Source organism: Leptospira kmetyi serovar Malaysia str. Bejo-Iso9, from assembly GCF_000243735.2.
GTDB classification, from domain to species: domain Bacteria; phylum Spirochaetota; class Leptospiria; order Leptospirales; family Leptospiraceae; genus Leptospira; species Leptospira kmetyi.
Genome location: NZ_AHMP02000003.1, coordinates 3,172,855 through 3,186,658 on the forward strand (window position 1 = coordinate 3,172,855; position 13,804 = coordinate 3,186,658).

12 protein-coding genes and 1 other RNA gene are annotated in these 13,804 nt (G+C 43.4%); 10 read left to right on the top strand and 3 right to left on the bottom strand.

Features of this window, described 5'->3' with window-relative positions; all coding sequences use genetic code 11:
• The first annotated feature begins 194 nt into the window (after positions 1–194).
• The 4 genes from LEP1GSC052_RS17265 (at position 195) to LEP1GSC052_RS17280 (ending at position 5,038) form a co-directional block, all read left to right on the top strand.
• Entirely contained in the window at positions 195–1,697 is a 1,503-nt protein-coding gene (locus tag LEP1GSC052_RS17265; protein ID WP_020986552.1) for an HD-GYP domain-containing protein, read from the top strand.
• 65 nt (positions 1,698–1,762) lie between these two features.
• Entirely contained in the window at positions 1,763–2,905 is a 1,143-nt protein-coding gene (aroC, locus tag LEP1GSC052_RS17270) for a chorismate synthase (RefSeq protein WP_010573009.1), read from the top strand.
• 167 nt (positions 2,906–3,072) lie between these two features.
• Positions 3,073–4,524, top strand: coding sequence for an NADH-quinone oxidoreductase subunit G (locus LEP1GSC052_RS17275; protein ID WP_010573008.1), 1,452 nt, complete (start codon positions 3,073–3,075; stop codon positions 4,522–4,524).
• A complete protein-coding gene (locus LEP1GSC052_RS17280; protein ID WP_010573007.1) occupies positions 4,511–5,038 on the top strand; it encodes a NuoI/complex I 23 kDa subunit family protein in 528 nt (175 codons plus the stop codon). The genes LEP1GSC052_RS17275 and LEP1GSC052_RS17280 overlap by 14 nt, the downstream gene beginning before the upstream one ends.
• Before the next feature lie 56 nt (positions 5,039–5,094).
• On the opposite strand, the gene LEP1GSC052_RS17285 is transcribed toward LEP1GSC052_RS17280, so the two are convergent.
• Complete coding sequence (locus tag LEP1GSC052_RS17285; RefSeq protein WP_010573006.1) at positions 5,095–5,343, bottom strand: DUF433 domain-containing protein; 249 nt, start codon at positions 5,341–5,343, stop codon at positions 5,095–5,097.
• A 605-nt stretch (positions 5,344–5,948) separates the two neighbouring features.
• On the opposite strand from LEP1GSC052_RS17285, the gene LEP1GSC052_RS17295 reads away from it, so the two are divergent.
• Genes LEP1GSC052_RS17295 through LEP1GSC052_RS17305 form a run of 3 tightly spaced genes read left to right on the top strand, consistent with a single transcriptional unit; the run spans position 5,949 to position 8,866 of the window.
• On the top strand, positions 5,949–6,473 hold the full coding sequence (locus LEP1GSC052_RS17295; protein WP_010573004.1) for an RNA polymerase sigma factor: 525 nt from the start codon (positions 5,949–5,951) through the stop codon (positions 6,471–6,473).
• A gap of 11 nt (positions 6,474–6,484) precedes the next feature.
• Positions 6,485–7,852, top strand: a complete 1,368-nt coding sequence (gene rsx / locus LEP1GSC052_RS17300) for an LIMLP_03685 family anti-sigma factor (protein WP_010573003.1) — start codon at positions 6,485–6,487, stop codon at positions 7,850–7,852.
• A gap of 48 nt (positions 7,853–7,900) precedes the next feature.
• Positions 7,901–8,866: a hypothetical protein gene (locus LEP1GSC052_RS17305; protein ID WP_020985927.1), complete on the top strand. Its 966-nt coding sequence runs from the start codon at positions 7,901–7,903 to the stop codon at positions 8,864–8,866.
• A 67-nt stretch (positions 8,867–8,933) separates the two neighbouring features.
• Here LEP1GSC052_RS17305 and LEP1GSC052_RS17310 read toward each other — a convergent pair whose 3' ends face one another.
• Complete coding sequence (locus LEP1GSC052_RS17310) at positions 8,934–9,155, bottom strand: hypothetical protein (RefSeq protein WP_020986158.1); 222 nt, start codon at positions 9,153–9,155, stop codon at positions 8,934–8,936.
• Between the two features lie 172 nt (positions 9,156–9,327).
• Between LEP1GSC052_RS17310 and ssrA the strand changes: the two genes are divergently transcribed.
• Positions 9,328–9,677, top strand: a transfer-messenger RNA (tmRNA) gene (gene ssrA, locus LEP1GSC052_RS21070).
• A 107-nt stretch (positions 9,678–9,784) separates the two neighbouring features.
• The gene (locus LEP1GSC052_RS17315) at positions 9,785–10,441 is read left to right on the top strand and encodes a DsbA family oxidoreductase (RefSeq protein ID WP_010573001.1); all 657 of its coding nucleotides are present in this window, start codon (positions 9,785–9,787) and stop codon (positions 10,439–10,441) included.
• Between the two features lie 25 nt (positions 10,442–10,466).
• Here the strand turns inward: LEP1GSC052_RS17315 and LEP1GSC052_RS17320 are convergent, their stop codons facing one another.
• The gene (locus tag LEP1GSC052_RS17320; protein ID WP_040913128.1) at positions 10,467–12,359 is read right to left on the bottom strand and encodes an adenylate/guanylate cyclase domain-containing protein; all 1,893 of its coding nucleotides are present in this window, start codon (positions 12,357–12,359) and stop codon (positions 10,467–10,469) included.
• Positions 12,360–12,495: 136 nt separating this feature from the next.
• On the opposite strand from LEP1GSC052_RS17320, the gene LEP1GSC052_RS17325 reads away from it, so the two are divergent.
• Positions 12,496–13,749 carry a valine--pyruvate transaminase gene (locus LEP1GSC052_RS17325; RefSeq protein ID WP_010572999.1) on the top strand — a complete coding sequence of 418 codons (1,254 nt, stop codon included), beginning with the start codon at positions 12,496–12,498 and terminating at the stop codon, positions 13,747–13,749.
• Positions 13,750–13,804 lie beyond the last annotated feature (55 nt).

Below are 13,804 nucleotides of genomic sequence, written 5' to 3' on the forward strand. Positions count from 1 at the left end.
TAAACGTTTCATTTCCATCGTTTGGAAATAAATTCTTGAATACTTTTTCTTGAAACGAACCGAATTTGAGTTAAGATGTACGTTTCATAAATAATTTTTTTCCAGTCCGATCCCGTATATCGCAAGAAAGGATTGCTAAAAGATTCTATGGTACGCGATTCTTTTCGAAACGCAAATAACGGTGTTTTTATTATATGAATTCTAATATGAGCAATCACTCACATTCTGTAAGCTCCGTAAATAAAGAACTTTTGGAAAAGTTCGAGTTCAACTCCGACGTGATCAAAAGTTTTATCAGTCAGAGCGAGATCCCCGTAGACTTCTACAATAAAAACGGACAGATTTTAATTCATAAAAAATCGGACGCTTCGGAAGAGGACGTTACGAGACTTCAAAAATTCGAAAGTCAGGGAATCTACTTTCTCATTTCGGAAAAAGATAAATTCGTTAAACCGAAACAACCCGATACCGTTCACGGAAAAGAAGTTTCTTTTACGAAACTCGTCAACACGGATCTCACCGTCACTCTTGCAAGAGAAGCTTCCGATCTATTGGAAGAACTCAAACATTATCCTCTCAACAGCAATCATGTAAGAATGGTCCAAAAGGGCATAGACGATATTCTCACCGATTTTAAATCGAGTTCGGATATGGAACTCGGTCTTGTCAACGTGATCGAAGTGATGAGACAAGCCGGAATCAAAGCGGATTCCGAAATCATGACCAAACGCACCGTGATCTCGATGGCGATGAAGTTGAGAGGAATGAAGGCTCTCAGTAAAACGGACAACGAAATTCAAAAGACGAAACAATTCAACGTTATGCTCGCTTCGTACATGGTTGATATCGGCAAGTCGAGAATGAAGCTTCCGAATCACACCAATCTTCGTCCCGAAGAATTCGATTACATCAAAAATCATCCGATCATCAGTTATCTTATGATCGGAAATTTAAACGGAATCGATTCGGACGTAAAGGCCGCCGTGCTCAACAGTCATAGAACGTATCGTGGAGAAGGTCTAAACAACAATTATCCTTCCACGAACATGATCATCCGAAAGTTGACCGAATATCTTCAGAAATACAAGGACGATAAGACGAAACAGATTCTGATCGAAGACATTCAGAAACAGATTCATCATATTCTTAGTAACACGTATACGGACGAAGACCCGGGTATCATTTCGATTTCGGGAGAATTCGCGTCGCTTAGTTCGGATCAGGATTGGCGTCCTGCGTACGACGCGCTAACGTCGATGAAGCTGATTCTAAATAACAGTTTCTTTTCGTATAACGAAAAGATCGTTCGAGACTTTTTCGATTTGATGGCTCTCAGTCTTTGCGAGAACCGAAGCGTTCTCAATCCAGGAGATTATATCATCGTCGTTTCGATGGATTCTCAAAGAAAGGTTCACTTTGAAACCTGCGTCATCAAGGAAATTTACAGACATCAGACAAGACCTCTTCTCGAAAGAATCGGAACGATTCGTCCCGTCATCACGAACAAAGGAAAGATCAAGATTGAAGGTTACGATCCTCATTCTTTCCGTCAGGACAAAAGAAAGGCGGTTTTCGATCTGAACAACAGTATGGATCCGAGAAGAGTGATTTACATCATCGATCCGGAACTCGAACCGAACCTTTACGAAAAAGTCGATCAGAGTTTCCGAGGAACGGCTCCGCGTTCTGTCGCTTAAGAAAACCAAAAGATTCTTTTAGAAACTCGCTTTATCCCTGAGCTTTATCCTGTTTTCGTGGTATTATGCCTTCTAGTTGGGGAAAAATCTTTAAAGTCAGTACGTTCGGAGAATCTCACGGAGAATCCGTGGGGGTGGTTGTCGAAGGAGTTCCCGCGGGAATCCCCATTCGTTTAGAAGAAATTCAAAAAGACTTAAACCGAAGAAGACCGGGCCAAAGCAATCTTACAACACCTCGAGACGAGACCGATACGGTTCGAGTCGTATCGGGAGTTTTCGAAGGAAAAACGATCGGGTCGCCGATCGCACTCATTGTCGATAATCAGAACACGATCTCCAAAGATTACGAAAATCTTAGAACGACGTTCAGACCTTCTCACGCGGATTACACGTATCAAGTGAAGTACGGTTTCCGCGCTCACGTAGGTGGCGGTCGTTCTTCCGTCAGAGAAACGATCGGCCGCGTAGCGGCCGCAGCCATCGCAAGAATGATACTCAAGGACGATCTCGGAATCGAAACCGTAGCTTGGGTCGATTCGATCGGAACCGTTCAATCCACAATCGGAGAAAAATATCCGAAGTCCAGGGAAGAGGTCGATCAAAACGAAGTTCGTTGTCCCGAAGAATCCAGCGCCAACGAAATGCGAAACCTGATTCTCAAGATGAAAGAAGCCGGCGACAGTGTCGGCGGAACGATCAAATGCGTGTCCTACAATCTTCCTCCCGGATTGGGAGATCCCGTTTACGACAAATTAGACGGAGATCTTGCAAAGGCCATTCTTTCTATTCCCGCTTGTAAGGGATTTGAAGTCGGTTCCGGATTTTCGGGAACCCTTTTAACGGGAAGCGCGCATAACGATGAATTTTACGTCGAGGAAGGAACCGGAAGAGTCAGAACCAAAACGAACAATTCCGGCGGACTTCAGGGCGGAATTTCCAACGGAGAAGAACTCGTGATCCGCGCGGCCTTCAAACCGACTTCCACGATATTTAAAAAACAGAATACGGTAAATCTTAAGGGAGAAGAAACCACTCTCGAAGCCAAAGGTCGTCACGATCCTTGCGTTCTTCCCCGAGCCGTTCCCATCATCGAAGCGGTCGTCAACTTGGTCCTCGTGGATGCGTATCTCTATCAAAGAGCGATCAATCCTCAGTGGTTTCAAAAATGGGCGAACGTCCCCGATTATTACAAAGACTTAGAACTTTAAGAATCAGTCTCAAAATGGACGGAAGTTTTTCGGCTTCCGTCCGAGCGAAACTCCAAGAACAAAATTCCACGGACAATGAGGAATTTAGAAACGGGTTGCCAGAATGAGAATGGTACGTTTCTATAGAATTGTTTCCCAGTACCGGGTTTAATCAAAAGGATGATTCCATGGTAAAAATCAAGATCGACGGAATCGAGTATGAGGTGGATGAAAAAAAGAACCTCATATCAGCGGCTAAAGATGTCGGAATCGATATTCCTTTCTTCTGTTATCACCCAAAACTTTCCATCGTGGGCATGTGTAGAATGTGCCTTATCGAAATCGAAGGTGTTCCGAGACTTCAAGCGGCCTGCAACACCAAGGTAACGGAAGGGCTTTCCATTTTCACGAAAAACGATCGTATCAAGGAAGCCCGCGAAGGTACGATGGAATTCCTATTGGCCAATCACCCCTTGGATTGTCCCGTCTGCGACAAAGCGGGCGAATGTCAGCTCCAGGACAACGCGTTCAAGGAAGGAAAAGGCAATTCCAGATTTACATTAGAAAAACGGAATGTTCCTCAGGAAGAGATCGGTTCGAACCTGATCATCAATCATAATCGTTGTATCGTATGTTATCGTTGCGTTCGTTTCGAAGAAGAGATCGTGGGAGAATCCAATCTCGGTCTGTTCGAACGCGGATATCATTCCATCATCGGTCTTGCTAAGAATGAACCGATCCAACACAACTTTCAAGGCGCGCTCGCGGATCTTTGTCCGACCGGAGCGCTTCTCAACAATAAAACCTTATTCAAATCGAGAGTTTGGTGGTATAAAAACGCGGAATCGATCTGTCACGGTTGTAGCACGGGTTGTAACATAACGACCAACGTAAGAGACAACAAAATGTATCGTTATATGCCTCGAATCGACGAAGAGAAAGACATGTATTTTCTCTGCGACAAGGGACGTTTCGATATCGATTGGTTGAACGAGAATCGTCTGTTCGCTTATTATCAAAATGGAAAAGTTTCCGAAAGTGCCGTCGTATTACCTGCGATCGCCGAAAAAATCGGAACCGCGAACAAAATCGCGATTCTCGGCGGAGCGAACGAATCGAACGAAAATTTAAAATCCATTCTTCAAAGTGTGGCATCTTTCGGAAAATCGGTTATCGTGGAAGCGAGGGTTCAGGACGTTCAATACAAGGCGCCGGAACAAAGGGACTTTTTGATGACCACGGATTTGAGACCGAATACAAAAGGAGCGACCGATGTCGGATTCGTATCCACGCAAGGAATCGACTCGATTCGTAAATCCGTCGAATCCGGAGAAATCGATCTGGTTTTTGTGATTCAGGAGAATCGAAAAGAATTTTTACCTTCCATTTCGTCTAACGTGACCCTTGTCATGTTGTCCACCAATTTGACCGAAAGCGTTTCCGAAGCGGCTTACGGAGTTCCGATTCAAACGTTTGCGGAACAAGCGGGTTCTTTCACGAACAAAAACGGATTGAATCAGCATTTTCAAAAGGCGATGGAACCTCCGAAAGGATTGTTGAACTCCGGTTCCGTATTTCAAAGACTTGCGGATTTGATTTCCGCTTCTTCTCCAAAGGAGGTGGGCGTTGGGAACCGTTAACGTAATCAGAGTCGCAAGTCGCCATAAACTTTCCTGGTATGAAAAATTCTATTTTTATTCCGTGGGAAAAGGTCTTTGGATCACACTCAAACATTTTATCAAAGCCGCGATTTTAAGAAGAGCGGTAACGATAGAATTTCCGGAAAAGAAAAGAAAGTATTCCACTCGATTTCGCGGAATGCACACGATGAAACGCGACGAACAAGGCCGCGAAAGATGTACGAGTTGTTTCTGTTGCATGTGGATTTGTCCAGCGGACGCGATTTATATCGAAGCAGGAGAAGTGACTCCCGAAATTCAGCACCTTCATCCAGAGGATAAATACGCGAAGAAATTCGAAATCGATTTATTACGTTGTATCTTTTGCGGGTTGTGCGAGGAAGCTTGTCCGAAAGGCGCCATCTATTTGGACGGGCCGGGCGAGATGGCGACCGATAACCGAGAGGATTTGGTTTTAACCAAAGAGAGAATGATGCAACTCGTGGGTGGACCGATTCTCGGAGAAAGATTATAAAAATTGAATATAGAAAGGCGGATCTCCGATCTATGGAGAATCTGCCTTAAACTTCTTTAACTGACTTTTTGTTTTAGATATTGATTCTGTCTTGCGACTTCCAATTTATTTTCCAAAAAAGAAACCGCTGAATCGATATCCTCGTTTGAAATTCCCGGATATTCCCTGAGAATTCCCTTTCTTGACATTCCGGACAATAACAAATCTAAAATTTCCAAAACCCGAACTCCGGTTCCCTTAATGAAAGGTTTACCGCCCAGATAACCCGGGATCATTTCTATCGAAGTAAACTTGTCGTTACTCATATATACCTTTAACAATAGGACCCGACAAAACTTGTAACGGAAAAAAAATTTTATCGAAATCGAGTCGTACTTTTTTCAATTTCGTATACTATTCTTTTCGAAAAGAGTGTCTCATTTGTTACCGAGAATTCCCGAAAAACTCCCCGCGCTTCCCCCTTCATAAAATAAGAATCGATTCTAAATAAGGAATTATTTGGCGGAGTTGCCGGACGAGGAACTGGATGAAGATGCGTTATTCGGACATTCCGGATGAAGGACCACGCAAGAAATTAAAAGGAGCACCGGTTGGCTGTTGCAAAACGTCGTGATGGGTTTGTCTGTGCTTGCTTGATTCAAAGCGCAGTACGTAATGATTTGTTCGAAACATTCGCTTTGTTTTTTTGCTCTTTGAGAACACGCTGAATCGCGGGCTTTGAAATCTTCAGCCGCACATTGCAGTTGGATGAGGATCAGAACGCTCAAAAAGAGCAATTTTCTTTGCTGATATGACATAGTTTTCAAGCAAATCTTAAAGAAATGGCCGGTTTTAAATTCTTTTTTGTGCTTTTAGAATCGGAATTTAACTGAAAAATTGCAAAAAGCTCCGGTTCACCGGCATTTTCTCAATGGTTCAATCCGATTCTACAGATTTTTCGATTTTATACGAGGAAAACCACCGAACCGTATATCATTTTCTTCTTAAGATTTCCGGTGATCCGGAGGTTGCGGAGGATCTTACACAAGAAGCCTTCCTAAAAGCGTTTACCTTTTTCGCGAAATTCGATTCTAAGATCGCTTCTTTCAGTACGTGGACATGTTCTATTGCAAAAAATTTATACTTCAAGCATTATAATAAACAGAAAAAAGAGTTTGGGAACCTCAGCCTCGGAGATTTGGTCACCGATATAGAAGTGAATCCGGAGATTCCGGAAAATTTAGAGAAAGCTTTTTTAGAAAAAGCAATAAAAGATTCAATTGAGAGTCTTCCTGAGCCCGAAAAAAGTATAATATTATTTAAGGAACTCGAAAGGAAAACTCTGAAAGAAACCGCGCAAGCTTTGGGAATTTCAGAAAGAACCGTAAGTAGAAGGTTGATTTCAGCCGTCTCTTTACTCAGAGCTCAAATGGAAAAAAAAGGACTCCAATTCTAAGATTTTCTACCATGAAAGCAAAAGTAGACAACATAGAACGTTTTGAAGACCTCTTAGGGAAATACCTGTACGGTGAACTGGACGCCGAAGGTAAAAAGGAACTTCTTCAATTTGTAATCAAAAACGAGAAAGCTCGTTCTATGTACCAATCCTCTACTCGAGTGAATTCGGTTTTGTCCTACGCTCTTTCCGATTCCGCCGAAAAATCCGGCTCCGGACAAGCCGGAAAAATATTAAACTTTCCGAATGTTATTTTTAAATCCCGTCCCCTGACTTCCGGTCTTGCCGTAGCGGCTGTACTTTTAATCGCGGGGGTTTCTTTCTGGTTGAGTTACGGAACCTGGTCCGATACGAAATTGGATCAAGCCTTTATCAATTCGTACGGAGATTGTAAGATCGACGGTGTGGCTTCTCAACCCGGTGCGAATCTTCTCGATCGTAAATTGGTTTCCGGAAATTTTTCGATCTGCGAATTTCAAGTCGAAGGCACAAAAAGCGTCGCGGTTCGTATGTTGCCCGGTTCGGAAGTTTCCGTTACCGGAAATAAAAAATATTCTTCCTTAAACGTGGCTCGTGGCTCCGTGCTCGTGGATTCGATTCAAAACGAAACCGCGGGAGAAGGGTTATTGGCGATTCTTTCTCCCGATGTAAGAGCGTTTCTCATCGGAACGAAGGTCGTTTATTCCAGAGAAGTGGGAGAATCGCATTCCAAACTCGATTTGGACGTTTTGGACGGAAAGGTAGAAATTGAAACCGGTCCTTCCATCGCTTTTGAAAAAACGGCGAATTCTTTAACGAATGAAGAACGGGAATTTTTGAAGATGAACTTTCCGATTCTTTTTCAAAGTAAGAAAGTTCAAATCAACCGAGGACAATCCTTGTCTTGGAAGGGAATTCCCGAGTCGAGTTTGAAGAAGATTCGTTCTTTGGAAAAAAGCATCGAAGAAGCCAAGGCGAAGGGCGTAAAACTGGAAGAGAGTTTCGTCTTTGCGTTGAATTCCGATGTTCGTAAACTCGGAAGTGAAAGTGTGGTTTCCATGTTTTCGATGGACGACGATCTGAACAAAAAGATCAAGAACATGCTTCCGAATCAGGAAAAGGATTTGGAAGAGAAATTCAAATCCATGGTCCGTTTCGCTCCTACCGATCTCAAACAGGTCGAAAAATTAAAGTCCTTGGTCGCGAAACTCGACAACACCGCCTTAATTCAGATCTTAAAGGATAAAAATCAACCCGATATCGAAAGGGTGATTCATTTCAAAGACGGTTCTCATGTGAAAGGTTTCGTTTATCAACACGAGAGTTTTTATATTCTTTTGAAAAACGATGGAAACCTTCTTTTCCCGATCGACGCAGTTGATTCGATCGATTTCGAATAAAAAACCTATCTTGACTTTTGTATTCATGGGGAGGATTTTTCGAAATCCATGAATTTTTCCGAATTGAAAAAGAACGTTCCGAATCCTTCTCCGAAATACCGCACAGGCTTGTCCTTTTTTTTTGGCCGCGTTGAAACCTATTTTTTATATTCTCTTTTTATAATACTGTTATTCCGTTTTGATCAAAATCCATTGTTTGCGGATACGGTCGTTTTAAGAAACGGGGTCGAATACAAAAACGTTAAAACGAACTTGGGAAAAACCTCCCTCAAAATCCGAACGGAATCAGGTGGCACGTTCAGTGTTCCGATCACCGCGATTAAATCGATCAAATCCATTCCCGTTCAGTGGGAAGAAAAGCCCGGGGAGAATGGGTCGGTTGAAGAAGTAGAAACCGTTTCTGAAGAAGAGGATCAACCCGAAAATTCCCCGACTTCAAACGAATCTTTGAACGCACAAAACGATTCCACCTTTAAAAGTAGAACCGAAGCGGCCAAATTTTCGATTTTGGAATCTCTTCCGAGTTTGATTCCGGGTTGGTCGAATTTATACTTTTTAGGTTATCCTTCGCTCGGTGCGCTTTTCTCTTTGACCGAATTGTATTTGGTTCATCTCATTTCTCTGTATTCAAAACACAGTCCTCGTTATTACGAAGATGCGAGTAATCTTGCGCTCGCTTACGTGAACTTGGATCCGAACGTTTCCAGTCAAAATCCGAAGTTTGCCAGTTTGGTTTTCGCATACGAAAATTCTTTTTTGGTAAAAGATCCGATCAGCGGCGGTTATACGACTCACGATAAAGTTCGGGAAGGAAAAGAAAGATCGATTACGGGTTTGATCACCGTGTTGTTGCTAGATTTTTCGATCACACAAATGCTTTCGATGAACGCAAAGTTGAAATCGGAAAAGGAAGTCGGAGCGGAGAAGGGTTCGTTCGATATTCGAGTGGGAGGTCGTTTGCGGCCCGAGTCGGGTGAAATGGAATCTAAACTTTCTTTCGTTTTTTATTTCTAAACGAATCGAGAATGGGCCGCCTTGTTGTCGATCGGCGACCCTTGTTTTGACAAGCGTTAGTGGGCGGTTACGCGGCTACGGAATTTCTTCCCATTTTTCCTACGAAGTAAAGAATTCCACCACCAACAACCAGACCGGCTCTGATCGCCCAGCCCGTTGCGGTTCCCCAGTTGTCGATCCACATAAGAATTCTTAAGTTGTAATTGAAAAAGCTCAGCGCGCCCGAAGCAACGCCCGCAAAAGAAAGAAAAGCTCCTAAAGAAGATATCTTGTCCTTGATCTGATCCATTGTAATTGCACCTCTTGGTAATCGAATGTTAAAGAATTAACAAACGGTTTCGGGTTTTTTCCCGGCATTTCAATATTATTGCGAAATGTTTCGGGTAAAATTCTCCGTTTGATAAAAAACTTGCGGCAAAGCTCGAGTTTCTTAGTTTTGACAGTCTAATCAAAGAACAGCAGGGGACGAAATTGGTTTCGACTGTTGTTGCCAGGGATTATGTGGCGTGTAGAGGTTGTAGGCTCCTCTCAAAACCTTCAAACAATAACCGCTAATAACGAATTAGCTTTAGCAGCTTAATCTCTGCTACGGAACCTTAGTTTTTTCTCTTGAATTCTAAACGTTCTGAAACTTATCAAGAGGCGGCTCTTTTGGTTTTCGGTTCCTAAAAGAGACTGTATTCGAGCCGGGTAGGAGAGAGAGTCCTGTCTGAGGGTTAACCTCTTTCCGAAATTTTATACACAGACTACACACGTAGAGGCTGATCTGGGGCGCAATAGGACGCGGGTTCGAACCCCGCCGTCTCCACGTTCTTCGTCTTATTTTCGATCCGTTGCTTTCTATTTGAACTAAATCCTCTTTTTCAAAGTCTGACTGAATATAAAAGAACGTTTCGTTCTTACCGTTGGAGAAGGATCTTGGAAACTAGAATCGCAATTTACTCGGACGTAGTTTGTCCTTGGTGTTACATTGGAAAAAAAAGATTAGAGGATGCGATTTCCCTTCGAAAAAAGTCCCACCCCGATGATACTATCTTAATCGAATGGAAACCTTTCCAATTGAATCCCGATCTTGCTCCTGAAGGAGAGGATCGCGTTCTTCACATGACGAAAAAATTCGGTTCCATCGATCGAGTAAAGATGATGGTTCAAAGAGTCGCCGATATCGCGCAGACCGAAGGACTTCCCTTTTCCGTAGAACAAGCCGGTCATCAACCGAACACATTCCTATTACACGCGTTGATCCGCAAGGCCAAAGAAACCGGAAAGGATTCCGCGCTGGCCGAAGTCTTTTTCAGAAATTTTTTCGCGGAAGGAAAGAATCTTTCCGATTCGAAAATCATATTAGAATGTTTGCAAGAGGTCGGAATGAGCGCGGAAGATCTCGATTCCGTAAAAGGCGACGAAACGCTTCTAAAAAAAATCTACGAAGAGGAAATGCAAGGTCGTCAACTGGGAGTCAGCGGAGTTCCCTTTTTCGTGTTCAACGAAAAATATGCGGTTTCCGGCGCTCAGGAATCCGCCCTTTTTCTCCAGGTGTTCGATCGACTGGAAGAAGAAAGCGCAAATTCCTGATTTCGAATATTCCTTTCTTTGAATATTAGGAAGGGTTTATCGTCAACTTGTAGGCTATATCCTCTTCTTGAAACCAAGGGAGTTTGAAAGGAACCTTTTTGACTTTCAACCCGTTGGTTTTGAGATGATTTCGGATTTCTCCGTCTCGAAAGATCGCTTCCGAAAACGCGATTTCTCCGGCCTCCGTGATTCCCTGAAGTTTTGAAGCGTAGTTCACCGTATTTCCGAAATAGTCGATATTGCTGTTTAGGTTTACGGCGAGACATTGACCCGTGTGAATGCTGATTCTTATCTGAATCCTGTTTTCGGGAGAAATCTGAAACGTCTTCTGCAATTCTATACTCGCCAAAAGAGAATCCAAAGGATTTGAAAACGAAGCCATCACAGCGTCTCCGATCGTCTTTACGACCGCGCCTTTGTGTTCTTTGATGATTCGAAACGCATGTACGAAATGATCCCGCACTTCCTTAAACGCTCCGTTGTCTCCTTCCGTAAGATAGAATCTCGTCGAACCTACGATATCCGTAAAAAGAATCGTCTGAACCCCGATGTCCAATTGAAGATCGGAAGCGATCGCTTGTTCGCTGAACAGATCCCGAAAATCCTGAAAGTTAAAAAGTTCGACCGGTCTTAAACTGATCGAATCCTCTTTTCTTTCCTCGATGATGAACGTGCGCGGAGATTTTTCCGTGTTGAGAATCTGAACGGTCGGCATCGGCTTCGCGGAAAGTTCCTGTTCTCTTTGATCGGCCGACCAACGAAACGTCTCGGACGAAGAAGGTTGTAACTCGAGTAGATTGTATTTTTTTTCTCCGGCGACTCGAAGACGAAACACTCCGTCATTCAATAATAAATTCGTAATATACTCCGATCCGGGAGGAATCGTCCTTTGAAATCGTATGTGCGTTTTGGTCGCGGGTTCCGCCGCACAAAAAAATCTTTTTTGAACTTCGCGAATGGAAGGATGAACGTGGAACGTGACTTCGATCGTATTCAATTTCGTGGACTCGAAATCGATTCCGCAAACGTCGCAGGAATCCTGAGAAGGAACGTCTCCCAAGTTGAAAAGTTCCGATCGAACTCCTCTGCAATGAGGACAGATTACGTCCCAGGATAATGTGAACAAACCCTGTCTGCATCCGTGTAAGAATAGGATCAAAAGACTTTCGAGAGGAATTTTCCATTCGGATGCTAGTTTTTTAATGCGAATTCGATAGAGTTCGTTGTCGTCTTCCGTAAGGACGTAATCGATCACCCGATCTATCAGCGTTTCTTCGATTCCCTCGCGAAGCAGATTGTTTTTGATCTGTTTGAGTTTGAGGGTTTCTCTCGCCGAAGAAGAATTACTTAAACTTTTATTCAAACCGAGAACGGATTCGTTTTTCTTTCTCGTTTCGATGTCTTCCAAAAGTCCGGCCAGACCCTTTTGATAGGTTTTGTACATCTGTTTCATTCCGACCTTAAGAATGATTCTTCCCAAAATTCCTCTCGGAATCCATCCGAAATAAACGATCAGCTTCGTTTTGTTTTCGGGAAGTTTTTCAAGGACGTATCTCGTTTGAACGTATCTCGCCAAACCCTTGCTGTAGATTCTCGCGTTGTTTAAACCTTTGCAGTATTCCCATTCCCAAGGAACTTCTTCCCATTCCATTAGAATTCCCGCATTTTTGGAACGTCCGAAAAGCTTTCCTTCCTTTTCCACGAACTTCATTTCGGGAATTCCGATTCTTTTGTTAAACGAAGACGTGTCTATGAGCCAAGGCCAAAGGGTTTCGATTTCAACGTCGAGTTCGAATTCCCAAAGGGTTTCTATTGGATCTTTGAACTTGCTCCATTCTTCGCTCCAAGGAAATCGTTTTAAAAAATCGGTAAGGTCTAATATTTCGGCTGCTTTGACTTTGTTTTGATTCGTTTCCATTCTCGGTTCTCTATTTCCTGATCCGCGCGTTAGCGCGTTGTATGTTTTGAATTCATTTGAAAAAGAATCCACAAAATTTCTCTTTTCGTTTGGATTCTGGTTCCTGGTTTAGACTTCGGAAGAAATTTGGTAGGCTATGCGATATTCTCATTTTGGTCGTAAATTTTTAAAACAAACGGGAATCGGACAACTGATGGACGATCTCGGAAATCCCCCGCCGGGCGCTTGTATGTTGGGCGGCGGAAATCCCGCGTCGATTCCCGAAGTCGCCCGAACCTGGAAAGAGATCGTAACGGAACAAATCGAGTCGGGAAGAATGGAAAGAATTCTCGGGAGTTACGAATCCCCGTCCGGAGTTCAGGAACTCCGCGAGATGGTCGCCTCGATCCTAACGGAAGAATCGGGAACTCCGATCGGCGAGGATCAAATCGCGATCACCAACGGAAGTCAGAACGCATTCTATTTCTTATTAAATTTTTTCTCCGGAAATTTCGAAAACGGACAAAGAAAGAAAATTCTTTTTCCCATTCTCCCCGAATACATCGGTTACACGGATCAAACCTTGGAGCCGGATTCGTTTCTTTCCTTTATGCCGGACATTCGGGAAACGGGCGATCGATCTTATAAATATTTTATCGCTTCGGAAAAATTCGACTCCGTGCGCGACTGGAAGGAAGAAGCCGGTTGCATCTGCATATCTCGTCCCACGAATCCTACCGGAAACGTAATCACGGACGAAGAACTCCGGTTTTTGATTGAAAGAGCGAATAACGCGGGAATTCCTTTGTTATGCGACAACGCATACGGGTTTCCGTTTCCGAAGGTGGTCTTCGGAAAAAGTTCGTTCATCCACAAACCGGGTATGATCCAAGGTTTTAGTCTTTCCAAACTCGGTCTTCCGGGAGTGCGCACCGGTTTCGTGGTCGGAGACAAGGAAACGATTCGGATGTTGCAAAGAGCCAATTCGGTTATCAATTTAACGAGCGCAAGTCCGGGACAATTCATCGCGTTGGATCTTTTCCGTTCGGGACGATGGAAGGACCTTTGTGAAAAAGTAATATTACCTTTTTATCAAAAGAAATCGATTTTCGTTCAAGAAACGATTTTAAAACATTGGAACCCGAGAATCGATTATAGAATTCATCAAAGCGAAGGTGCGTTTTTTCTTTGGATTTGGGTTAAGAATTTATCACTGCCCGTTTCGGAGCTTTATCCGATTCTAAAAGAAGCGGGTGTGATCATCGTTCCCGGCAAAACGTTCTTTCCCGGCGCCGATTCCGCTTGGTCGCATCCGGAAGAATGTTTTCGATTGAGCTTTGTCCGAGACGATCAGGAAATCGAAGAGGGAATTTTAAGAATCGGTCGTGTATTGGAAAAATTCTCGAAATAAATGGTTTCGTCCAGCCATTCGAAATGGAAGACTGGATACTGAGAAAGGTTCAAAG